Origin of the sequence: Paraburkholderia phymatum STM815 (assembly GCF_000020045.1) — a bacterium.
GTDB classification, from domain to species: domain Bacteria; phylum Pseudomonadota; class Gammaproteobacteria; order Burkholderiales; family Burkholderiaceae; genus Paraburkholderia; species Paraburkholderia phymatum.
Map to the genome: position 1 here is coordinate 1,188,948 of NC_010623.1, position 21,704 is coordinate 1,210,651.

General features: G+C 62.7%; 21 protein-coding genes. 8 read left to right on the top strand and 13 right to left on the bottom strand.

What is annotated here, in order from left to right:
• Positions 1–36 precede the first annotated feature (36 nt).
• Positions 37–852: an SDR family NAD(P)-dependent oxidoreductase gene (locus tag BPHY_RS21140; RefSeq protein WP_012403494.1), complete on the bottom strand. Its 816-nt coding sequence runs from the start codon at positions 850–852 to the stop codon at positions 37–39.
• A 128-nt stretch (positions 853–980) separates the two neighbouring features.
• Here BPHY_RS21140 and BPHY_RS21145 point away from each other — a divergent pair, with 128 nt between their 5' ends.
• Positions 981–1,919 (top strand): GlxA family transcriptional regulator, encoded by a 939-nt coding sequence (locus tag BPHY_RS21145; protein ID WP_012403495.1) that lies wholly within the window; start codon positions 981–983, stop codon positions 1,917–1,919.
• Between the two features lie 116 nt (positions 1,920–2,035).
• Positions 2,036–2,224: a hypothetical protein gene (locus BPHY_RS39680; RefSeq protein ID WP_083775881.1), complete on the top strand. Its 189-nt coding sequence runs from the start codon at positions 2,036–2,038 to the stop codon at positions 2,222–2,224.
• 118 nt (positions 2,225–2,342) lie between these two features.
• On the opposite strand, the gene BPHY_RS21150 is transcribed toward BPHY_RS39680, so the two are convergent.
• The 10 genes from BPHY_RS21150 to BPHY_RS21190 all read right to left on the bottom strand — a co-directional run bounded on the left by BPHY_RS21150 (position 2,343) and on the right by BPHY_RS21190 (position 13,286).
• A complete protein-coding gene (locus tag BPHY_RS21150) occupies positions 2,343–2,930 on the bottom strand; it encodes a BPSL1445 family SYLF domain-containing lipoprotein (RefSeq protein ID WP_012403497.1) in 588 nt (195 codons plus the stop codon).
• 306 nt (positions 2,931–3,236) lie between these two features.
• Positions 3,237–4,220 (bottom strand): flagellar motor protein MotB, encoded by a 984-nt coding sequence (motB, locus tag BPHY_RS21155; RefSeq protein ID WP_012403498.1) that lies wholly within the window; start codon positions 4,218–4,220, stop codon positions 3,237–3,239.
• A 23-nt stretch (positions 4,221–4,243) separates the two neighbouring features.
• Positions 4,244–5,113, bottom strand: a complete 870-nt coding sequence (gene motA / locus BPHY_RS21160) for a flagellar motor stator protein MotA (protein WP_012403499.1) — start codon at positions 5,111–5,113, stop codon at positions 4,244–4,246.
• 15 nt (positions 5,114–5,128) lie between these two features.
• A complete protein-coding gene (locus BPHY_RS41835; RefSeq protein WP_157686659.1) occupies positions 5,129–5,467 on the bottom strand; it encodes a hypothetical protein in 339 nt (112 codons plus the stop codon).
• On the bottom strand, positions 5,464–6,294 hold the full coding sequence (locus tag BPHY_RS21165) for a DUF2242 domain-containing protein (protein WP_012403500.1): 831 nt from the start codon (positions 6,292–6,294) through the stop codon (positions 5,464–5,466). The genes BPHY_RS41835 and BPHY_RS21165 overlap by 4 nt, the downstream gene beginning before the upstream one ends.
• Before the next feature lie 191 nt (positions 6,295–6,485).
• Positions 6,486–7,598 carry a hybrid sensor histidine kinase/response regulator gene (locus tag BPHY_RS21170; protein WP_012403501.1) on the bottom strand — a complete coding sequence of 371 codons (1,113 nt, stop codon included), beginning with the start codon at positions 7,596–7,598 and terminating at the stop codon, positions 6,486–6,488.
• Positions 7,595–8,185 (bottom strand): chemotaxis protein CheB, encoded by a 591-nt coding sequence (locus BPHY_RS21175; protein WP_012403502.1) that lies wholly within the window; start codon positions 8,183–8,185, stop codon positions 7,595–7,597. Before BPHY_RS21175 ends, BPHY_RS21170 begins: the two co-directional genes overlap by 4 nt.
• Before the next feature lie 84 nt (positions 8,186–8,269).
• Positions 8,270–9,118, bottom strand: a complete 849-nt coding sequence (locus BPHY_RS21180) for a CheR family methyltransferase (RefSeq protein ID WP_012403503.1) — start codon at positions 9,116–9,118, stop codon at positions 8,270–8,272.
• A gap of 19 nt (positions 9,119–9,137) precedes the next feature.
• The gene (locus tag BPHY_RS21185) at positions 9,138–12,635 is read right to left on the bottom strand and encodes a response regulator (RefSeq protein WP_012403504.1); all 3,498 of its coding nucleotides are present in this window, start codon (positions 12,633–12,635) and stop codon (positions 9,138–9,140) included.
• A gap of 336 nt (positions 12,636–12,971) precedes the next feature.
• Positions 12,972–13,286: a DUF4148 domain-containing protein gene (locus tag BPHY_RS21190; protein ID WP_012403505.1), complete on the bottom strand. Its 315-nt coding sequence runs from the start codon at positions 13,284–13,286 to the stop codon at positions 12,972–12,974.
• A 206-nt stretch (positions 13,287–13,492) separates the two neighbouring features.
• On the opposite strand from BPHY_RS21190, the gene BPHY_RS21195 reads away from it, so the two are divergent.
• A complete protein-coding gene (locus BPHY_RS21195) occupies positions 13,493–14,542 on the top strand; it encodes an asparaginase (RefSeq protein WP_012403506.1) in 1,050 nt (349 codons plus the stop codon).
• Positions 14,543–14,548: 6 nt separating this feature from the next.
• Here the strand turns inward: BPHY_RS21195 and BPHY_RS21200 are convergent, their stop codons facing one another.
• Complete coding sequence (locus tag BPHY_RS21200; protein WP_041765228.1) at positions 14,549–14,788, bottom strand: hypothetical protein; 240 nt, start codon at positions 14,786–14,788, stop codon at positions 14,549–14,551.
• Between the two features lie 261 nt (positions 14,789–15,049).
• Between BPHY_RS21200 and BPHY_RS21205 the strand changes: the two genes are divergently transcribed.
• Positions 15,050–15,769 carry a FadR/GntR family transcriptional regulator gene (locus BPHY_RS21205; RefSeq protein WP_041765230.1) on the top strand — a complete coding sequence of 240 codons (720 nt, stop codon included), beginning with the start codon at positions 15,050–15,052 and terminating at the stop codon, positions 15,767–15,769.
• A 38-nt stretch (positions 15,770–15,807) separates the two neighbouring features.
• On the opposite strand, the gene BPHY_RS21210 is transcribed toward BPHY_RS21205, so the two are convergent.
• A complete protein-coding gene (locus BPHY_RS21210) occupies positions 15,808–17,550 on the bottom strand; it encodes an IlvD/Edd family dehydratase (protein WP_012403509.1) in 1,743 nt (580 codons plus the stop codon).
• A 298-nt stretch (positions 17,551–17,848) separates the two neighbouring features.
• Here BPHY_RS21210 and BPHY_RS43870 point away from each other — a divergent pair, with 298 nt between their 5' ends.
• The 4 genes from BPHY_RS43870 (at position 17,849) to araG (ending at position 21,633) form a co-directional block, all read left to right on the top strand.
• On the top strand, positions 17,849–17,983 hold the full coding sequence (locus BPHY_RS43870) for a hypothetical protein (RefSeq protein WP_279612537.1): 135 nt from the start codon (positions 17,849–17,851) through the stop codon (positions 17,981–17,983).
• Positions 17,984–18,029: 46 nt separating this feature from the next.
• Complete coding sequence (locus BPHY_RS21215; RefSeq protein WP_012403510.1) at positions 18,030–18,959, top strand: Gfo/Idh/MocA family protein; 930 nt, start codon at positions 18,030–18,032, stop codon at positions 18,957–18,959.
• 93 nt (positions 18,960–19,052) lie between these two features.
• On the top strand, positions 19,053–20,057 hold the full coding sequence (locus tag BPHY_RS21220) for an arabinose ABC transporter substrate-binding protein (RefSeq protein ID WP_012403511.1): 1,005 nt from the start codon (positions 19,053–19,055) through the stop codon (positions 20,055–20,057).
• Positions 20,058–20,082: 25 nt separating this feature from the next.
• A complete protein-coding gene (gene araG, locus BPHY_RS21225; RefSeq protein ID WP_052306173.1) occupies positions 20,083–21,633 on the top strand; it encodes an L-arabinose ABC transporter ATP-binding protein AraG in 1,551 nt (516 codons plus the stop codon).
• Positions 21,634–21,704: the final 71 nt, after the last annotated feature.

Consider the following 21,704-nt stretch of genomic DNA (forward strand, 5'->3'; position numbering starts at 1 on the left):
TTCCGCCGATATCGCGCCGCAATCCTTCCTGCTACATCAAGCCACGTTGAACCGCGCGGCCGGCATGGTGCGCGACAGATTCGGTCCGAGCGCGGCGCGCGCCGACTCAAACGCCTGCCAGTCGGCGTAGTCGGGCAGCGACGGAATCGTCGCGAGTTCGCCCTGATCGAAGCCGACCAGCGACGCATCCACCATCTCTTCCGCCCCCATCACAATGCCGCGCTCTTCGACCATTTCAATTGGGACGCCAGCAGCATCCCAGAACTCGGTGCGCGTTGCGCCCGGCAGCACCGCCTGCACCTTCACACCCTTGCTGGCCAGTTCGTGATGCAGCGACTGCGTAAACGCGAGCACGAAGGCTTTCGTACCGCCATATACGCCGTTCAGCAGTTCTGGCGCAATCGCGACGATGGAAGCGATGTTGATGATATTGCCGCCGCCACGCGCGACAAAGCCGGGGGCGACCGCATACGTGAGCCGCGTCAGCGCGACGACATTCAACTTGATCATCGATTCCATCTTGTCGACGTCCGAATCGAGTAGCGGTGCGCCCGCGCCGACGCCCGCGTTATTCACGAGCAGCGTGATGCTCGCGTCGGTTCGCAACGCCTTTTCGACTCGGCGGATATCGGCGTCGTCGTTCAGATCGGCAGCGACGATTTCCACCGAGCGGCCCGTTTCGTTCGAGATGCGCGTCGCCAGTTGTTCGAGCCGCGCACGGTTGCGGGCGATGAGGATCAGATCGTAGCCGCGGCGCGCGAGGCGGTCCGCGTAAATCGCGCCGATGCCCGACGAGGCGCCCGTTACGACAGCCGTGCCGCGATTCGCTGCGGAATTAGAAGAGTTCGACATTGCAATGCTCCTGAAGGTTGGTGGCGCAGGTGACGTCGCGTCGTCTGCATGACCGTCAGATTAGGTGCATACTCACACGGCCTCAATGTCGTAGATGCCACTTTTTCGGACATCCCCGGAGCCAAACCATGCTACGCGTCGGAATCGTTCTGTTCCCCGGTTTTCAGGTGATGAACCTCGGCATGACGAGCGTGCTCGAGTTCGCAAATCGCGAGATGAGCGAGCCGCTCTACGACTTCGTGTTGCTGTCGGAGCACGGCGGCCCCGTCGTGTGTTCGTCCGGATTCGAGGTGTCGACGCAGCCTTTCGGCGACAGCCGCTTCGACACGATTCTAGTCGTCGGCGACAACGACCTGCAGCCGTCGCCCCCCTCGCTGATCGACTTCCTGAGGCGCGCGTCGCCGGCGGCGCGGCGCGTCGCGGCCGCCTGCACGGGCGCCTTTCATCTGGCTGAAGCCGGTTTGCTCCACGGCCGACGCGCGACGACGCATTGGTACTACGCGGCGGACATGCGCAAACGCTATCCGGACGTAAAAGTGGAGGAGGATCGTATCTTCATCATCGACAACGATGTGTGGACGTCGGCGGGCATGACCGCGTGCATCGATCTCGCGCTTGCGTTCGTCGAGAAGGATGCGGGCGCGGAACTCGCGCGCCACGTCGCGCGAAAGCTCGTGGTGTATCACCGGCGCGCAGGCGGCCAGTCGCAGTTTTCGGCGCTGCTTGAACTCGAGCCGAAGTCCGATCGCATCCAGACCGCGTTGTCGTACGCGAGGCGCAATCTGAGCGCGCCGCTTTCCGTCGAACAGCTTGCCGACGCCGCGCATCTGAGCCCGCGGCAGTTCACGCGTGCATTCAGGGAAGAAATGGGACATACGCCCGCGAAGGCCGTCGAGCGACTCCGCGTCGAAGCGGCGCGGCTGATGCTCGAAACGGGACGGCATGGTGTCGATGTGGTTGCACGCGACGTGGGTTTCGGCGACCGCGAACGCATGCGCCGGGCTTTCTTGCGCGCGTTCGGTCAACCGCCGCAAGCGGTTCAGCGAATGACGCGCGACATCGAATGAAAGATCTGAAGCTTTAGTAAGCGACTGTAAGTTACCTTTTTTCGCTGAGGAGCCCCGAATGGCTCGAGAAACGCATGCTGCTAACGAATTAAATATGCATTAAAGAGTTTCTGTGAGTGGTCCGCAATAGGAAGGGTCTGGGACGCCGGTGCAACCGCCCGCAGGTGATGCTCGACGTCCGTGCGGACATCATGGCCGAAGCAGGGCAGGCAAATGTCGATGCGGAACGTCCGGCTCTGCAGGACAAGGCCGACAAGTGGCGCTGGTATCCGCTCGTGAAAGCGGGCGTGGCATATCGCTTCTGATCGGCAAGCAGCGACAAGCAAAAAGCGGCTCGCCAAGGCTCATGGCGGGCCGTTTTTACGTGCGGCGAGCGGAAGGTTGAAGCGCTTGTCGCCGGATCCGTCGCGCTTCCTGTCAGCCTCAGATGTTCAGCTTCGACACCTTGGTGCCTGCGAGCGATATATCGCCCATCAAGCCTGAGTTTGTCATGATGATCGCTTCGACAGGCGCGGTGGCCGTCGTCGTGTCGATGGCGCCGTTCGCGCCGACCTTGATCAGCGCCACCGATGCATCGGCTCCAGCTGACCAGCCCTTCGCATTCTGGAAGGTGTCGAGCGCGTCCTGTGTCATGAACAGGAAGATGATCGCCTTCGACTGCGCGCCCGCCGTGAGGCCGAACGAGCCCGAGACCGTGCTGTAATAGCCCGCGGTGTTGCCGCCGATCCGCAGCGCGCCTTCGCCGTATTGTCCGCCGACTACGAAGCCGACCTGCAGCACGGACGGAAACACCAGTACGCCGCGCGCCTTTCCGACCAGTTCGCGCGAACCTTGCACCGACGTATAGAGCTTCGCCAGAGCGCCATCGACGCTTGCGTCGATCGACTGCCGCTTGGACATGTCGGTTGCGGCGGATTCTCCACTGCTCTTGGTCGTCGTGCAGCCCGACATCAGCAGACCGCCATATGCGAGTGCAGCAACACTTGCTGTCACGAAGTGTCTTCTTTGCATTGTCGTTCTCCGTCTGTGAAGCATTGGAAGGGTAAATGCACGTTTGCACGCGCGATCTCGCGCAAGCGCAACTGCTACGCTTCCTACACCAATATCAGAAACGTGTTGCGGTTGTGAAGTGCGCTAACCAATTTGTTGGCGAGCAAACGCTTTGCGGAATGCATTTGCGGGCTCGAATGGCGCAAATGTGTCGGCCCGCGAAACGGTGCCTGCGATCGTTGCAAGCGCAGAGCAATGCATGCGCTTGCAGAAAAGAAAAAGCCGCATGCCCCCTTGAAAGCATGCGGCCGAACACTCGACAACGCATCAGTATGCGCTGCGCGTGCTTACCTTTATTTTCGACACCGCACCTGGAATCGCTTCGCTGGCCGGCAGCGCTTCGTCGATCGGCGTGCGCCCGCCGTCGCGGAAGAACGCCTGCTCGGCGGCTTTGTTCAGCACGAGCACGCTGATGCGGCGGTTGGTCGGCTCGTCGGCGACGTTCGCATTGAGCGGCAGCACGTCCGCGAGACCGCGCACCTGCAACAGCTTGTCTTCGCGCATGCCGCCCGCGACCAGCGCGCGCCGCGCCGCGTTCGCGCGTTCCGACGACAGCTCCCAGTTCGAGTAGCCCGCCGGACCGTTCGCGTAGGTCACGGCGTCCGTGTGGCCCGCAATCGAAATGCGGTTGTCGACATCGTTTAGTGCCGCGCCGATCCGCGTGAGGATCTCGACCGCGTAGCTCTGCAGTTTCGAGCTCCCCGTCGCAAACATCGGGCGCTTCAGCGTATCGACGATTTCGATGCGCAATCCCTCGTTCGTGATCGAGATGCGGATCTGATCCTTGAACGCCTTCAGCGCGGGCGTGTCCTCGATCAGCGCCGACAGCTTCGACTTCAGCTGTTCGAGACGCGCCGTGTCGTTGGGGACGGTCGTTATCTGCGTGAGCGTCGGCTTTGCGGGCTCCTGCTGCATCGTCTTGCCATCGCCGGGACGTGTGTCGGAGATGTCGCGGCCGCCGCCCTGGATCACGTTCGGACGCGCGGCCGCCGTGCCCTCGTTGCCGCCTAGCAGGCTCGACAGCGGCGTGTTGAAGTAATCCTCGATGCCCTGTTTGTCGTACTTCGACGTCGAGCCGAGCAGCCACATCAGCAGGAAGAACGCCATCATCGCGGTCACGAAGTCCGCGTAGGCGATCTTCCACGCGCCGCCGTGATGCCCGCCGTGTCCGTCGCCCTTCTTCGAGCGGCGCACGATGACAGGCGCGGCTTTCGCGCTCGCCTCTTCGCCGCGGGGTCGTCTTTGAGCCATGCCGTTCTCCTTCCAGACTAACGTCAGGCCGACTTCGGCATCTTGGTTGCGCGCACGGCGTCGTCCAGCTCCTGGAAGCTCGGACGGTCTGCCGTAAACAGCACCTTGCGACCGAATTCGACGGCGACGGGCGGCGCATAGCCGGACAGCGACGCGAGCAGCACGGCCTTCACACATTGATACGGCTTGGCCTCGGCGCGGCCCTTTGCGTTCAGCAGATCGGCGACGGGGCCGATGAAGCCATACGCGAGCAGAATGCCGAGGAACGTACCGACCAGCGCGCCCGCGATCATCTCGCCGAGCACGGCGGGCGGTGCGCCGACCGAGCCCATTGTGTGCACCACGCCCATCACGGCCGCGACGATGCCGAATGCGGGCAGGCCGTCAGCCATCTTCTGGATCGCGTTCGCAGGCACCGACGATTCCGCGTGATGCGTCTCCAGCTCTTCGTCCATCAGGTCCTGCATTTCGAGCACGTTGACGTTGCCCGTCGACATCATCCGCAGATAATCGACGATGAAATCGAGCAGATGATGGTCTTTCAAAACGTGCGAATACTTCTGAAAAAGCGCGCTTTCTTCAGGTGCATTGACATCGGCTTCAAGCGCCATCATGCCTTCCTTGCGCGCTTTTTGAAGCAGCTCATAAAGCAGCGCGATCAGTTCCAGATAAATCTCTTTCGAATAGGCACCGCCCTTGAAGCATCCAGGCAAAGCCTTGATGGTTTTCTTGAGCACCGACACGGGATTACTGACGACGAACGCGCCGATCGCCGCGCCGAAAATACACAGCAGTTCGAACGGCTGCACCAGCGCGGGCAGATGGCCGCCCACTCCCACGAAGCTCCCGATCACCGAGCCGACAACTAGCAGCCAACCAATAGCAACAAACATGGACCCTTCTCCAATTCAGAGCACTTGCGGCACGCCAATGAACCGGCAGGTTTTACTGCGCGAATGGCGTACCGTTTTGTTAATTCCGTGAAGGTGGTAACGGCCAGAGAAGCGCTGTGCTGAAGTGCGGGCAACGCCCGATCGGGAAAATATTTTGACGATTCGATTGATTTCGATACTTCGGGCGTTTTTACTGGCGCCGCTTCTACCGGCGGCGATTAAGAACAGATAATGCTCGCCCTCGGCAAAATGCCGGGAATCTTGAGTGCAGCGTGAAAATAAAAATCGCCGCATAAAAGCGGCGAATATCGACTCGGGGACTGTCTTGCGCGTTCGATCCGCGCGCGATGTCACTGCGACACGGCGGCGGCGGAAGCAGGCGATGCGGCGATGGCGGGCGTGCTGTCGAGCAGGGCGGCTGGGTCGTGGGCGGTTGATTCTTGCGCGGGTCTGGCCGAAGCCACTGGCGTCGCCGATGCGGAAGCCACGGGCGCAGCCGGCTGGGCCGACGGGGCTGGCATGATGACGGGCGCCACGTGGCCGCCCGAGGCGCCGGGCATGGGCGTGACAACCAGCGCAGGGGTGGGAGCAGGCGCGGGCAGTTGTGTTGCCTCGACGGTATTGCCCGGCACGGGCGCGCTACGCACCACGTTCTCGAGGTAATGGCCGATCAGCGCAAAGAAGCCGTCGTAGAACTTGGCCGACTGGATGGTTTCGCTTGAAATCTTCACCATCGCGTCGCTGTTCTGGCGGATCGGCAGCGACAGCGAGCCGAGCACGCTCAGCCCGACGCTCGCCGACGTATCGCTTTTCTTGAGCGCGTAACCGCTTTGCACCGCGTTCGCGTAGACGATGCTGCTATTGGTCGCGTCGTCGCCTGCCGTGCAGACGATGTGGAATTCGACGGTGAAGTGCGAGTCGCTGGCGGGCTGGAAGTTCTTGCTGGCATCGACGGTATCCGGGCGCACCAGCGTCGTCATGTAGCCCTGGCTCAGCAGCGCGCGGCGCGCCCCTTCGCAGGCTTCCGTGCTCGTCACCTGGAATGTGCGCGTGTACGGACTCGCGCCGCTGCTGAAGAAGTCTTCCTGCAGTTTCGCCTTCGGCGGCGTGGAGCACGCGCCAAGCGCGGCAAGCACGGGCAGGGTCAATGCGAGAGCGGCACGGGGAAAGCGGCTGAACATGATGAACAAGCGGACAACGGAATCGGACGGCAAGCATTGTAGTGCGGTTTCATGGCAGACCGTTATTACAGCGATAGGCGCCGTTGCAGGACGAGGCGGCGCGCGAAACGGGGCGCGGACGCGCGGCTATGCCGCGTAAGGTGCGCACGCCGTTGCCACAATCTCTTACGACATATTTCAACGACGCAGCCTCAGCTCACCCAGCTTTGCGCCGTGCGCGGCAGCTCGACGGTAAACACGGTGCCGAAGATCTCGTCCGACGCGCCCGTCACCTTGCCGCCGTGCATGTGCACGATTTTGTGCACGATGTGCAACCCGAGCCCGAGTCCTTCGCGCGACCGTTCGCCCGCGTTGGCGGATCCGAACGGCTCGAACAGATGCGGCAGTATCGCAGCCGGAATCGCGCCGCGATTGCTAACGGTTAATCTTAGCCGGTTCGATTCCTCCGCGTTGACGTCGACAGTGATCGGGCTGTCGCGCTCGCCGTGATGCAGCGCGTTGCTGATCAGATTCGAAATGGCCTGCCACAGCAGATCTGTGTCCCAGTTGCCCGTCGTGTTGCCGCGCGAGGTAAAGACGATCTGGCTGGCGCGCTCGTGCGCCGCGAACTCTTCGATCACGCCGCGGCACAGCGTCGCGAGTTCGCTCGGGCGCGGCTGCAACTGCATGCGGCCGCCTTGCAGCCGCGCGAGATTGAGCAGTTGATGCACCATGCGCGACATGCGCAGCGAACTGTTCCTGATGCGGCCCGCGACTGCTCCGGATTGCTCGTCAGGCGCATTGCGCACCAGGTATTCCGCCGACGCGAGCACCGTGCCAAGCGGCGTGCGCAGATCGTGGCCGAGCACGGCCATCAGCATTTCGTTTGCTTCGAGCAGCTGGCGCGTGGCCAGCAGCTGTTCGGCGAGCTGCCGCTTGTGCTGTTCCAGTTGCACGAACACGTCGACCTTCGATTGCAGGATGCGCGGGTCGAATGGCTTGTGCAAAAAGTCGACCGCGCCCGCTTCGTAGCCGCGAAACGTGCGCGACGCATCTTCCGCGGTGGCCGTCAGAAAGATGATGGGCACGTGCGACGTGCGCGGGCTGCCGCGCATCAGCGACGCGAGTTCGAAGCCGTTCATGCCGGGCATGTTGACGTCGAGTATCGCGAGCGCGGCTTCATGCTTGAGCAGCAGGTCGAGCGCGGCCGTCCCCGAGTTCGCGACCAGCAGTTCGACGCCGGGCCGCGCCAGCAGCGCTTCGAGTGCCGTGATGTTATGCGCGATATCGTCGACGATCAGAATGTTGACGGGCGAATTCGTCATGTCATCGTTCTAGTGTCAGGCGGCAAACCGGCGAGGCGCCGGGCCATCAGGGTTGGAGAAAGCACTTCGTCCGCGGCGCCGAGCGCGATGGCCGCGCGCGGCATCGTCGGCGAGACGGCCGTTTGCGGGTCCTGCACCCACGCGAGGCCGCCCATCGCGCGGATCACCTGGAGTCCCTGCGCGCCGTCGTCGTTCGCGCCCGACAGCAGGACGCCGAGCAGCCGCTCGCGGTAGACGTGCGCGGCGGATTCGAACAGCACGTCGATGGACGGCCGTGAATAATGCACGCTTGAGTCGATCGAGAGTGCGATTGTGCGGTCGTCGTCGATCAGCATGTGATAGCCGGGCGGCGCGATATGCACGCGGCCGGGCAACACGGGCTCGCCCGCATCCGGTTCGACGACGGGGAGCGCGCATCGATAGCCGAGTGTTTCGGCGAGGCAACTGGGCGCATCGGGCGGGACGTGCGTGACGATCAGCACGGCGATACCGAACGCTGCGGGCAACGCAGGCAGCAGCACGTTCAGCACATCGATGCCGCCCGCCGACGCTCCTATTGCGATTGCCTCGAACACGCGTGTTTCCATCGGCGCAACAGCGTCCGGTGGAAAAGGTCGGCGAGATGTGTTCATACGCGTCGATCGTTCGTCCGTTGTTGAAATGGGTGCAGTCTAGCGTTTCTGATAGATGCGCTCGTGCTCGCGAAATTCTTCGAAGGCATCGTACTGCGTCGAAAAGCGCAGGCTCTCCTTGCTGCCGAGGCCGAGAAAGCCGCGACGCACAAGCGTGTCCCTGAACAGTCCGAGTGCGCGATCCTGCAAGCCGCGATCGAAATAGATCAGAACATTGCGGCACGACACGAGGTGGGCTTCCAGAAACACTTCATCCGTCGACAGGCTGTGATCCGCAAATACGACGCGCTCTTTCAGCGAGCCCGCAAAGCGCGCGCCACTGTATGCCGCGTGATAGTAGTCCGCGAGCGAACGCGTGCCGCCCGCCGCGAGATAGTTGCGCGTGAAGCCCGCGATGCGGTCGAGCGCATAAATGCCCGCTTCGGCGCGTGCGAGCGCGTCGGGATTGATGTCGGTCGCGTAGAACAGCGTGCGTTCGGTGAGACCCGCTTCGTCGAATAGGATTTTCAGCGACCACAGTTCTTCGCCTGTGCTGCAGCCGGCCACCCACACCTTGATCGACGGATAGGTTTGCAGCACGGGCAGCACATGATGGCGAAGCGCGAGAAAGTAGCCCGGGTCGCGGAACATGTCGCTGACCTGCACCGTCAGGTAGTGGAACAGCCGCACGAAGTCCGCCTCGCTGCGCATGATCCTGTCCTGTAGTTGCGACAGCGTCGTGACGTCGAATTCTTCGAGCGCCTGCGCGAGCCGCCGCCGCAACGACGACATCGAGTAATGCCGGAAGTCATGCTGGTACTTCAGGTAGATCGCTTCCAGCAGTAGCTTCAGCTCGATGTCGAAATCGTGCAGGCGTTGCGGCGAATCGTCGTACGTGAAACGGCTCATGACGGGCGGTTCCTCGCGGCTAGCGCTGCCGCAGCCACACGCGGCACAGCGAAACCAGCTTGTCGACGTCGATCGGCTTCGAGATGTAGTCGTCGGCGCCGGCTTCGAGGCAGCGCATGCGGTCTTGCGCCATCGCCTTCGCCGTCAGCGCGATGATGGGCAGATGCGCAAAGCGTGAATCGCGGCGAATGTGCGAGATCGCCGTCAGACCATCCATCTCCGGCATCATGATGTCCATCAGCACGAGATCCACCTCGCGTCCGCTGTTCAGCGTTTCGAGCGCCTCGCGTCCGTTGCGCGCGATTGCGAGCGAGGCACCCAGCGGCTCGATCACGTGCGACAGCGCGAAGATGTTGCGCACGTCGTCTTCCGCGAGCAGGATGGTGCGCCCTTCGAACTGGTTGTCCCGCTGCCGCACCGTGCGCAGCATGCGCTGCTGCTCCGGCGCAAGCGACGACTCGACGCTATGCAGGAACAGCGTTACTTCATCCAGCAGACGTTCAGGCGACTTTGCACCCTTGATGATGATCGATTTCGAGTAGCGCCGGAGCCGGTGCTCTTCATCGCCCGACAGCATGCGGCCCGTGTAGACGATGACGGGCATCGCCTGATGCGTGACGTCGGCGGCAAGCTGTTCGAGCAGATCGTAGCCCGTGCCGTCGGGCAGCGCGAGGTCCGTCACGACGCAATCGAACAGCGTCGACGACAGCTTTTCGAGCGCGCCCGCCAGCGTCGCGACAACGACGATTTCCGTAGTCTCGCTCTGCAGCAGTGCGCGGATGCTTTCACGCATCGCCGCGTCGTCCTCGATCACCAGCACGCGCTTCATGCGCTGTTGCAGGCGGCTTTCGAGCCGCCGGATCGCGGCTTCGAGCGTAGTGCGCGCAGTCGGTTTCAGCGTGTAGCCGACTGCGCCCAGATGCAGCGCTTTCTCGGCGTGATCCGTCGCCGAGACGATGTGAATCGGGATATGACGCGTGGCGGGATCGTTCTTCAGCCATTCGAGCACCGTCAGCCCCGAGCGGTCGGGCAGGCCGACATCGAGCAAAACGGCTGTCGGCTGCATGTCGCGCACGAGCGTCAGGCCCGTTGTCGCGTCGCTGGCGTGGACGAAGTCGAAGTCGAGTTCATGCGTGAGATCGCGCAGGATCTCGGCGAACGCGAGGTCGTCTTCGATCGCGAGAATCAGGCGCGCTTCATGGCGGCGCGCGTCGCGGTCGTCGGCGATCGACGCGTGCACGCCGGCCGTCGGCGCGGGCGCGGGCGCTGGCATAGCTTCGGCATCGGGCGTCGGCGTGCTGACGGGCCGCGTCAGGGGCGTGGCGGCTTGCGGTGCCGCAGCGGGTGGCGAAGTGTGCGCGTGCGCTTCGACCGACCCTTGCAGCGGCAGCCAGAGCGTGAACACGCTGCCTTTGCCGGGCTCGCTTGCCACGCTCACACGTCCGCCGAGCAGCCGCGCAAACTCGCGCGAGATCGACAGGCCAAGGCCGCTGCCACCGTAGTTGCGGCTCGTCGAGCCGTCGGCCTGCTGGAACGCTTCGAAGATCAGTTCGAGCTTGTCGGCGGCAATGCCGATGCCCGTGTCGCGCACGTCGAAGCGCAGCGTGTCCGCGTCGCTGGCTGCGACCGTCAGCGCGACTTCGCCGCGCTCGGTGAACTTCAGCGCGTTCGACAACAGGTTGCGCAAGATCTGCGTGATGCGCTGACCATCGGTGAAGATCATGTCGGGCACGCCCGGCGCACGCTCGACCGAAAATTGCAAATGCTTCGCAGCAGCCATCGGCTCGAACATTTCGCGCAGCGATTGCAGCATCGATTCGACGGCCACGAGCTCGCGGTCGATCGTGATCTGCCCGGCTTCCACTTTCGACAGATCGAGAATGTCGTTGATCAGCACCAGCAAATCGCTGTTCGATGCATGAATCGTTTCCGCGTAGCGCACTTGCTCGTCGGTCAGATTGCCCGTGCGGTTCTCCTGCAACAGGCGCGCGAGAATCAGTGAACTGTTCAGCGGCGTGCGCAGTTCGTGCGACATGTTCGCGAGGAACTCGGACTTGTAGCGGCTCGACTGCTCCAGCCGTGCGGCGTTGGCCGCAAGCTCTCCCTGCGCGCTGAGCAGCTCGGCCTTCTGCCGCTCGAGACGCTTCGCGTAATCTTCGAGCTGGACGTTCGTCTGTTCGAGTTCCGCCTGTTGCGCTTCGAGCCGCGCTTGCGATTCGACGAGTGCGCGGCCGCGCTCTTCGAGACCTTCATTTGATACGCGCAGCTCTTCCTGTTGCACCTGAAGCTCTTCATTCAATTGCTGCGTTTCGGAGAGTGCGTCCTGAAGGCGCTCTCGATACAGCGCGGCTTCGATGAAGTCGCCCATGCTGTTGGCGACCAGTTGCAGGAACTCGTGATCGCGCGGCGCGATGTTGCGCATGAAGCCCATTTCGACGACGCCGTTCACGACACCGTCGTTGTCGATCGGCAGCACGACGAGGTTGCGCGGCGGGCTCATGCCCGTGCCGGACACGACTTTCACGTAGTCGTCGGGGACGTCGTGCAAGACGAGCATCCGGCGCGATACGGCCGCCTGGCCGACCAGGCTATCGGCGTCGCGAAACGAGCGCGCGGCGTGTTCGCTCTCCTCGCTGAAGCCGTAGGTCGCGATGCGCTTGAGGCTGCTCGTTGCGCGGTCGCGCACATACAGGGCCGCGACCACGACGTCGAGATATTGCGCGAGAAATTCGAGGATCGCGCGGCCGACCAGGGGCGGACTCGACTGGCCGACCATTTTCTCCGCGAGCAGGCGCTGGCCGGAGCGCAGCCACACCTGTTGCTGCAGCACTTCCGCGTGTTCGGCCTGGCGCCCGAGCACGCCGTCATACGCTTCGGACAGGTTCAGCAGGTCGCGCCGCCCGCGCCACGCAATCACGCCGCTGATCGACAGACTGACGAGCAGAAATGCACCGACGAGAAGGGCTGTCACGCTGCGCGTGTCGCTGGAGCGCTGCTGGCGCAGCGCTTCTTCGACGGTCACGAATTGCGCGAAAAGCCGCCGCGTTTCGTCGAATTCGATCTTTCCGCGCCCGCTCTTCACGGAGTCGGTGTAGTCGAGATTGCGCCGGCGCAGATCGATCATCTGTTGCGCGAACTGGTCCCAGCGCTGCTGCACGGCGCGAATACGCTTGAGCTGGTCGGCTTGCGACGGGTTGTCGGACACCATCTCTATCAGTGAACCGATCTCCGTTTCGAAGCGTGGCTGACCTAGCTGATACGGCGCGAGGAAGGCCTCGTCCCCTGTAATGAGAAAGCCGCGCAACGCAGACTCGCGATCGACGGCGAGGCGCAGCATCTCGTTTGCGTGGCCGATCACGCGCTCGGAATGCTCAACCCAGCTGATCGTATTCACGAGGTACGCGATCAACGCGATGAACATGCCCATCGTGACGACGCCGAGCCCGAGCGGCAACGCGATATTGCGGCGAATGATGCGGCGAAAACTGATCGGATCGACAGCGCCGCCAGCGGTCATTTTTTCTCCGTGACCGGGTGACTCGTGTGATGTTTTCGGCATTTTTGACTTGAAAAAACGATGGCGTCTTTAGTTGTAGCCGGAATGCGCGACTGCATGGCGATGTCCAGACTGGCGATGTAATTCGTTGTATGGACAAGCGTTGGAAGTATCACATAGCGTCAGGCATTCGTGTAAGCGGACGCTGAAACGGTGGCGGCGCAGAAGCGGGGGCGCACCTGTCCGATAAAGCGAGGCTTGAAAATCAGCGAACCCGAAGCAGACAACGAAGCGACTGGCAAAGAAAAAGCCGCATGCCAAAAGCGTGCGCGTGCGGCTGTTCGAATCGACTGTTGGCTACTGGCTCGCGCCCGTTCCGATACCCGCTTTTTTCTGCGCGTCTTGCAAATCCTGCGGGTAGTTCGGATCGTTGGCGCGGGCGGGCTGGTAACCGGCGTCTTCGAGTTTCTTGAGTTCGGCGTTCTTCTTCGCGCGTGCTTCCTTGTGAGCCTGCTTGCGCTGCTGCTTGGTCGGCTTCGCCGCGGACGCGGCGGCGCCCGTTGCATCCGTGCCGCCCGACGCGTCGGTGTTTTGCGCGAAGGCTGGCGCGGCTGCGCCGATACCTAGCGAGGCCGAGGCGAGAAGGACGATCAGTTTTCTGGCGATACGCATTTCCGTTCTCCTGTCGTAGAGGCTTGACGATCGATTCCGCTTGCGCGGCCTGAGTCGGACGTTCCCCGGTCAAATGCTGACGCGCGCCGGGGATGTCCAATGTATCCGACGTGCACGGATCGCGCCTGACAGGGTTGTAGAATCCGCGGACATATAGCGCTATTTCTGCAGACAGAATCGAAACACGACTGGAAAGGAGACCCGGAATGTCCGTTGCTGCAACCGTCTATCGCGGCGATGTCGTCGAGAACACGCATAGCGCGCACGTAGCCGTCGTCGATACGGATGGGGGACTGCTGTATGCGAGCGGCAACCCGTCGCGCTTCACGCTCGTCCGCTCGGCGGCCAAGCCTGCGCAGGCGCTCGCCGTCGTTGAGACAGGCGCGCTCGAACGTTTCGGATTCGATGACGCAGATCTCGCGCTGATGTGCGCCTCGCATAGCAGCGAAGCGCGGCATATCGAGCGCGCGCGCAGCATGCTCGCGAAGTCGCAGGCCACCGAGCACGACTTGCGTTGCGGCGGCCATCCGCCCATTTCCGATGCCGTCTACCGCGAGTGGATCAAACGCGATTTCGTGCCGGGCGCCGTGTGCAGCAACTGTTCGGGCAAGCATGCGGGGATGCTGGCGGGCGCGCGGGCGCTTGGGGTGGCGCTCGCCGACTATCATCTGCCGGAGCATCCGTTGCAGCAGCGTGTGAAGCGCGTGGTTGCACAAGCGTGCGATCTTCCCGACGAAGGCGTGCAGTGGGCTGTCGATGGCTGCAATCTGCCGACGCCCGCGTTCCCGCTCGATCGCCTGGCGCGTCTTTACATGAAGCTCGCGCGTGCCGCCGACGGATATGCTTCGGCCGATGTGCAGCGCGACGCGGCGCTCGCGCGCATCTATCGCGCGATGACCGAGCATCCGGAGATGGTCGCGGGCGAGGGACGCTTCTGCACGGCCCTGATGAGCGCATTCAAAGGCGCGCTGGTCGGCAAGCTCGGCGCGGATGCGAGCTACGCGATCGGCGTGCGCGCGTCGGCGCAAACGGCGAAGCTCGGCGCGAAAGGCGCGCTCGGCATTGCGGTGAAAGTGGAAGACGGCAACACCTCGATCCTCTATGCGATCGTCGCCGACCTGCTGACAAAGCTCGGCATCGGCGGCGAAGCCGAACACCGTGCGCTCGACGCGTTCCGTCTGCGCACGATGCGCAATACGGTCGGCCTCGAAACCGGACGCGTAAAAGTGGCCGTGAATCTCGTCAAGGCGAATTAAGCGTGCCTAGCTGGACGACTGGCTGTCGCTGCCGGGAGGATCGAACATCGCCTGACACCTGGGCGATAGCTTGTCGTAGTGCTCCTTCATGCAGGCTTCGATCTTCTCCTTGTTGGGAATATGGATCGCGCAAAATTTGATCGCGTCGTGCTTGCACGCCTTGGTCTGTTCGTCACGCGTGGCGGCCGTTCCGACGTTCGCCGCCGCCACGCACATGATTAGCAAAAGTAGCGGTTTGAGCTTCATTGCCATTGATTCAGGTCGAAGGATATCCGGCTGTGTCCCGGAGTTCATTTCGAGTAGAGCAGCCTACCCGCACACGATCAAGCAAAAAGCGAACCCAACGCGGTGCAGCGCACTTATTGCAATATCAGGCAAGCGCAATAATGTCAGCGTGCGGCGCTTTGTCAAAGCGCAGGGCGGCGCGTGCGCCGCATGCTATGCTTGCACAGCCCGCAACGGGAACGGTACAGCTATCCGCATTCGCACGGCCACAACAAATACATCATGGACTACCGGCATCTTCAGAAACGCAAAAGCCTGCATGCGCGGATCGTGCAGGAACTCGGCATCGAAATCGTCAGCAGCAGGCTGGTGCCGGGCGAACGTCTGCCCGCCGAAGCGACACTGTGCGAAAAGTACGGAGTGAGCCGTCCCGTGTTGCGCGAAGCAACACGCGTGCTGGTGGCAAAAGGTCTGGTCGTGTCGAAGCCCCGTGTGGGCAGCGTCGTGCGGCCGCGCGAAGAGTGGCACATGCTCGATCCCGACGTGCTCTACTGGACGCTCAACAGCATTCCCGAAGGGGAATTCTTTCTGTCGCTGATGACTGTGCGCCGCATCATCGAACCGGCGGCAGCCGCGCTCGCCGCAACCGCTGCGACGGATGAAGACCTGGAGCGCATCGGCTCCGCGTACGACCGCATGGAGCACGCGCAAAGCGCCGGCGATCTGCTCGAGCCGGACCTGGAGTTTCACCGCGCGATCATGGCCGCGACGCACAACGACATGCTCGCGTATATCGGCAACATGATGTCGCTGGCCTTGTCGGAGTCGATCAAGCTGACGAGCCGTCACCCTGACACACATGCTCTGTCATTACCGCGCCATAAAGCGATTCTTACCGCGATCCAGAATCGCGATGCACTAGCCGCACGTCAGGCAAGCCTTGTGCAGCTCGAGCACGCACGTGCCGACGCCGATACGATTCTCGGCATCGGCACGACGTGATGCTTGAAGCGCGGTAAGCGCGCTCACGCGCTTTCACGCTAGTGCGAATGCGGCGGGACTTCCGCGCCACGGCAACCCACTAGGAAATCGAAGTCGCAACCCTGATCGGCCTGCATCACGTGGTCGATGTAGAGATTGCGATAGCCGCTCGCATCGGCGGGATTGCGCTGCTGGCTCTCCTTCCATCCGGCGAGACGCGCCGTCATTTCCGTCTCGTCGATATCGACGTGCAGACGGCCCGCGTCGCAATCCAGTTCGATCCAGTCGCCGTCGCGCACGATCGCGAGCGGCCCGCCCGCACGCGCTTCGGGCGCGACGTGCAACACCACGGTGCCATATGCGGTGCCGCTCATGCGCGCGTCCGACACGCGCACCATGTCCGTCACGCCTTGCGCGAGCAGTTTCGGCGGCAGCCCCATATTGCCGACTTCGGCCATGCCCGGATAACCCTTCGGCCCGCAGTTCTTCATCACGAGCACGGAATCTGCCGTTACGTCGAGATCGGGATCGCCGATGCGCTTCTTGTAGTCGTCGAAGTTCTCGAACACGACCGCGCGGCCGCGATGCTTCAACAGCGCAGGGGTCGCGGCGGACGGTTTGAGCACCGCGCCGTTCGGCGCGAGATTGCCGCGCAGCACGCACAGACCGCCGTCTTCGCGCAGCGGCTTGTCGAGCGGACGGATCACTTCATCGTTATAGATCGGGGCTTCGATGCAGTTCTCCCACAGCGACTTGCCGTTCGCTGTCAACGCATCGGGATGCGGCAGCAGGCCCGCTTCGCCGAGTCTGCGCAGCACGGCCGGCAAGCCGCCCGCGTAATAGAACTCTTCCATCAGGAAGCGGCCCGAGGGCTGCAGATCGACGAGTGTCGGCGTGCCCCGCCCGATGCGCGTCCAGTCGTCGAGTTCAAGGTTCACGCCGATGCGCCCGGCAATCGCCTTCAGATGAATCGCCGCATTGGTCGAGCCGCCGATCGCCGCATTCGCGCGGATCGCGTTTTCGAATGCCTCGCGAGTGAGCAGTTTCGACAGCCGCACGTCTTGTAGCGCCATGTCGACGATGCGCATGCCCGACAGATGCGCGAGCACATAGCGGCGCGCATCGACGGCGGGAATCGCCGCGTTGTGCGGCAGCGTGACGCCGAGCGCCTCGGCCATACATGCCATCGTCGACGCCGTGCCCATCGTGTTGCAGGTGCCCGCCGAGCGCGACATGCCCGCTTCCGCCGACATGAACTCGTGGATCGAGATCTTGCCTGCCTTCACCTGTTCGCTCAGTTGCCACACGACCGTGCCCGAGCCGATGTCGCGGCCTTCGTGCTTGCCGTTCAGCATCGGCCCGCCGCTTACGACGATCGCCGGCACGTCGCAACTCGCCGCGCCCATCAGCAACGCAGGCGTGGTCTTGTCGCAGCCGGCGAGCAACACGACGGCGTCGATGGGATTGCCGCGGATCGATTCTTCGACGTCCATGCTCGCGAGGTTGCGCGTGAACATCGCCGTGGGCCGCAGGTTCGACTCGCCGTTCGAAAACACCGGGAATTCAACGGGAAAGCCGCCCGCTTCGAACACGCCGCGCTTCACGTGCTCGGCGAGCTTGCGAAAGTGCGCGTTGCAAGGCGTCAATTCGGACCACGTGTTGCAGATGCCGATGATCGGCTTGCCGGCGAATTCATGGTCGGGGATGCCCTGATTCTTCATCCAGCTGCGGTACATGAAGCCGTTCTTGTCGGCGGTGCCGAACCAGGCGGCGGAGCGCAGCTTGCGGGGTTGGTCGCTCATGGTGTCTCGTTCAGTTTGTTCAAATATAGTAATACTATATGCGCCGTGTGCGGCGATGTCCATTAGGGCTTACAAGCAGGCTTTTGAAAAGTCGAATGCATCCAAAATGTCTTAAATAGCGGGTACGTATTGCGTAGCCACGGGGCATGGATTCTGATGCAACCGATAAATAGAATGACTTTTCAGGGTTGTGCATGGGGGAAAACACCAATCACAACGTGTCGTCGTCGCGCATATAGTTTGGCTAATTCGTCGATCGACGTATCGGCTGCGCCGTGAAACTCAGGAGTCTCAAATAGTGGCAATTTCGGGTACATGCTTCTTCGAAGCGCTCGCGGCGCAACCCGGTCTGCAGATCGACACGATGTCGGATGCTGCCCGCGTCGAATCGTGCGAACTCAGGCGCGAAGCGGATGCGCTTGCGTTACGCTGAGGCCGCTAACAATCCGTTAGTCCCTCGAAGCTCTATCGCCCACTATATGAACACCAAACTTTCCATCGGCATCGTCGGGGTCGGCAAGATTGCGCGCGACCAGCATCTTCCCGCTATCGCGGCGCTCGACGGCTTCGAACTCGTCGCATCCGCGAGCCGCAATGCGCAGGTCGATGGCGTGCGCAACTACAAGACGATCGAAGAGATGCTCGCAGCCGAGCCGCAACTGGACGCGGTCTCGCTGTGCGCGACGCCGCAGGTGCGCTTCGATCAGGCGCGTGCCGCGCTCGCGGCGGGCAAGCATGTGATGCTCGAAAAGCCGCCTGGCGCGAGCGTGCATGAAGTCGACGTGTTGCGCTCGATGGCGCGCGCCGCAGGCCGCACGCTATTCGCGACATGGCATTCGCGCTATGCGCCTGCTGTCGAAACGGCGCGCGAATGGCTCGCGTCGCGCACGCTGCAGGAAGTACAGGTGCGCTGGAAGGAAGACGTACGCCGCTGGCATCCGGGCCAGGCGTGGATCTGGACGCCGGGTGGACTCGGCGTGTTCGATCCCGGCATCAACGCACTGTCGATCATCACGCACATGCTGCCGCGTGAAGTCGTGTTGCGCGAAGCGACGCTTTCGGTGCCCGCCAACGTGCAGACGCCGATTGCCGCCAACCTCGATTTCGTCGACGAAGCCGGCGTGCCCGTGCGCGCCGAGTTCGACTGGCGTCATGGTCCTGTCGAGCAATGGGAAATCGTAGTGAGGACCTCGGATGGCGAACTGCATCTGAGCGAAGGCGGCAAGAAGCTCGCGATCGCGGGCAAGCCCGTCGAGATTGGACCCGAGCGCGAATATCCGTCGCTGTACGAGCGGTTCCACTGGCTGATCACGCATGGCGAACACGATGTCGATGTGCGTCCGCTGCGGCTGGTGGCCGATGCTTTCCTGCTTGGCCGTCGTCACGAGGTCGAGCCTTTCCACGACTAGAGCCTGAGCGCAGCGCGGGCCCGGTCGTCCATTTTGACCCGTTAAGCGCTGATTCCAACAACCACAAGCAACCGCTGTTCAAGGAGACTAAACATGACCCGCAAGCTTCGACGCCTTACTTTGTCCGCAATGGCCGCAGCACTGCTGGCTACGCCGTTCGCCATGCAGATGACCGCGCACGCGGACACGCCGCTGAAAATCGGCGTGCTCGTGAAGATGCCCGAACAGGCATGGTTCATCAACGAGCAGAAGGCGGCGACCGCTCTCGGCCAGAAGGAAGGCTTCTCGGTGGTCAACATCGGCGCGCCTGACGGCGAAAAGGTGCTGGCCGCGATCGACAATCTCGGCGCACAAGGCGCGCAAGGCTTCGTGATCTGCCCGCCCGATGTACGTCTCGGACCGGCCATTCAGGCGCGTGCCAAGCGCTACAACATGAAGTTCGTCACCGTCGACGACCAGCTCGTCGACTCCACGGGCAAGCCGCTCGCAGGCGTGCCGCATCTCGGCATGTCGGCGTTCAAGATCGGCAATCAGGTGGGCCAGGCGATCTCCGACGAAATGAAGAAGCGCGGCTGGAAGCCGGAAGAAGTGGGCGCAATCCGCATCACCGACTATGAGCTGCCGACGGCCAAGCTGCGCACCGACGGCGCAACGGAAACGCTGCTCGCGAACGGCTTCAAGAAGGACAACATTTTCGACGCGCCGCAAAAGACCACCGACGACGAAGGCGGCTTCAACGCGGCATCGCCCGTGCTGTCCAAGCATCCGAACATCAAGAAGTGGGTAATCTTCGCGCTGAACGAAGAGACCGTGCTGGGCGGCGTGCGCGCCACGGAGCAGTTGCATATTCCGGGCGCGGACGTGATCGGCGTCGGCATCAACGGCGCGGGCGAAGCGTTCGCCGAGTTCCAGAAGAAGGAACCGACGGGCTTCTACGGCACGATCGCAGTCAGCTCGACGAACCACGGCAAGCAGAGCACGCAGAATCTCGTCGACTGGATCAAGAACGGCAAGCAGCCGCCCGCCGATACGCAGACCACGGGCAAGCTGATGACGCGCGAAAACTGGAAGGACGTGCGTACGGAACTTGGAATCTGAAGCGGTAGAACAGATGCAAAACACGATGAACGCGAATGACGCCGCCAGCGAACAAGTTGTCGCTCCTCTGGAACAGCCGTTGACGGCGGCCGCCACGCATCTCGAACTCGACGGTATCACCGTCGCGTTCCCGGGCGTGGTGGCGCTCGACAACGTGTCGTTCGAAGTGCGCGGCGGTGAAGTGCACGGCCTGATGGGCGAGAACGGCGCGGGCAAATCGACGCTGCTGAAAGTGCTGTCCGGTGTGAACCAGACGCAGTCCGGCGCGTTGCGCCTCGCCGGCGTCGAGCACAGGTTCACGACGACCAAGGCCGCGATCGAGGCGGGCATTGCGATCATCTATCAGGAACTGCATCTCGTGCCCGAGCTGACGGTCGCTGAAAACCTGATGCTCGGGCAGTTGCCGAACCGTTTCGGCGTGCTCGACGAGAAGGCGCTCGTCAAGCGCGCAATGACGGAACTCGAGCGTCTCGGCGAATCGATCGATCCGAACGCACAGGTGAAGAGCCTGTCTATCGGCCAGCGGCAGATGATCGAGATCGGCAAGGCGTTGATGCGCGACGCGCGCGTGATTGCGTTCGACGAACCAACCAGTTCGTTGTCGGCGCGCGAAACGGAACGGCTCTTCAAGATCATCAATGCATTGCGCGCCCAGGGGCACGCGGTGATCTACGTTACGCACCGGATGGACGAGGTGTACGAACTGTGCGACCGCGTCACCGTGTTCCGTGACGGCCGCCGGATCGAAACATTCGACTCCGTGGCGGACCTGGACCGTGACCGCCTGATCAGCTGCATGGTCGGTCGTTCGATCCGTGACGTATATGGTTATCGTCCGCGCCAGGCGGGCGAAGTTCAGATCGAAGCGAAGCAGTTGATGGGGCCGGGGCTCTCCGCTCCCGTCTCCTTCACTGCGCGCAAAGGCGAGATCGTCGGCTTCTTCGGACTCGTGGGCGCGGGGCGTTCCGAGTTGATGAAGCTGCTGTATGGCGCCACGCAGCCGACGGGCGGCCACGTCGAACTGAATGGCAAGCGCGTGTCGTTCTCCACGCCACGCGACGCCGTGCGCGCGGGCATTGCGCTGTGCCCGGAAGATCGCAAGCAGGAAGGCATCGTCGCGATCGCGTCGGTGGCCGACAACTTGAACATCAGCGCGCGGCGACACTTCAGTCCGTTGAGCTTTCTGCTGAACAGCAAGCGCGAACGCGACCTCACGCGCGAATACATCGATAAGCTGTCGATCAAGACGCGCAACACTGAAACGGTGATCGGCACGCTGTCGGGCGGCAACCAGCAGAAGGTGATTCTGTCGCGCTGGCTCGCAGAACGCATCGACGTGTTTCTGCTGGACGAACCGACGCGCGGCATCGACGTCGGCGCGCGCGCGGAAATCTACGATCTGCTGTATGACCTCGCGGAAGCGGGCCGCACGGTGATCGTCGTATCGAGCGATCTGGCGGAAGTGATCGGCGTCGCGGACCGCGTGCTGGTGATGAAGGAAGGACGCATCGTCGGCGATCTGCCGAAGGCGCAGGCCACGCCCGATCAACTGATCAAACTCGCATTGCCGCAATGACGCGCGCGCCCACGCGGGCGCAACGGAGCAACAGCGGATGCAACAACGCACCACGTAGACCACGGAACTGG

What these genes read in the sequence shown, in the direction of transcription:
- BPHY_RS21140 (WP_012403494.1), bottom strand. Translation starts at nt 852, where the DNA reads ATGTCGAACTCTTCTAATTCCGCAGCGAATCGCGGCACGGCTGTCGTA.
- BPHY_RS21145 (WP_012403495.1), top strand. Translation starts at nt 981, where the DNA reads ATGCTACGCGTCGGAATCGTTCTGTTCCCCGGTTTTCAGGTGATGAAC.
- BPHY_RS21150 (WP_012403497.1), bottom strand. Translation starts at nt 2,930, where the DNA reads ATGCAAAGAAGACACTTCGTGACAGCAAGTGTTGCTGCACTCGCATAT.
- motB (WP_012403498.1), bottom strand. Translation starts at nt 4,220, where the DNA reads ATGGCTCAAAGACGACCCCGCGGCGAAGAGGCGAGCGCGAAAGCCGCG.
- motA (WP_012403499.1), bottom strand. Translation starts at nt 5,113, where the DNA reads ATGTTTGTTGCTATTGGTTGGCTGCTAGTTGTCGGCTCGGTGATCGGG.
- BPHY_RS21165 (WP_012403500.1), bottom strand. Translation starts at nt 6,294, where the DNA reads ATGTTCAGCCGCTTTCCCCGTGCCGCTCTCGCATTGACCCTGCCCGTG.
- BPHY_RS21170 (WP_012403501.1), bottom strand. Translation starts at nt 7,598, where the DNA reads ATGACGAATTCGCCCGTCAACATTCTGATCGTCGACGATATCGCGCAT.
- BPHY_RS21175 (WP_012403502.1), bottom strand. Translation starts at nt 8,185, where the DNA reads ATGGAAACACGCGTGTTCGAGGCAATCGCAATAGGAGCGTCGGCGGGC.
- BPHY_RS21180 (WP_012403503.1), bottom strand. Translation starts at nt 9,118, where the DNA reads ATGAGCCGTTTCACGTACGACGATTCGCCGCAACGCCTGCACGATTTC.
- BPHY_RS21185 (WP_012403504.1), bottom strand. Translation starts at nt 12,635, where the DNA reads ATGACCGCTGGCGGCGCTGTCGATCCGATCAGTTTTCGCCGCATCATT.
- BPHY_RS21190 (WP_012403505.1), bottom strand. Translation starts at nt 13,286, where the DNA reads ATGCGTATCGCCAGAAAACTGATCGTCCTTCTCGCCTCGGCCTCGCTA.
- BPHY_RS21195 (WP_012403506.1), top strand. Translation starts at nt 13,493, where the DNA reads ATGTCCGTTGCTGCAACCGTCTATCGCGGCGATGTCGTCGAGAACACG.
- BPHY_RS21200 (WP_041765228.1), bottom strand. Translation starts at nt 14,788, where the DNA reads ATGAAGCTCAAACCGCTACTTTTGCTAATCATGTGCGTGGCGGCGGCG.
- BPHY_RS21205 (WP_041765230.1), top strand. Translation starts at nt 15,050, where the DNA reads ATGGACTACCGGCATCTTCAGAAACGCAAAAGCCTGCATGCGCGGATC.
- BPHY_RS21210 (WP_012403509.1), bottom strand. Translation starts at nt 17,550, where the DNA reads ATGAGCGACCAACCCCGCAAGCTGCGCTCCGCCGCCTGGTTCGGCACC.
- BPHY_RS21215 (WP_012403510.1), top strand. Translation starts at nt 18,030, where the DNA reads ATGAACACCAAACTTTCCATCGGCATCGTCGGGGTCGGCAAGATTGCG.
- BPHY_RS21220 (WP_012403511.1), top strand. Translation starts at nt 19,053, where the DNA reads ATGACCCGCAAGCTTCGACGCCTTACTTTGTCCGCAATGGCCGCAGCA.
- araG (WP_052306173.1), top strand. Translation starts at nt 20,083, where the DNA reads ATGAACGCGAATGACGCCGCCAGCGAACAAGTTGTCGCTCCTCTGGAA.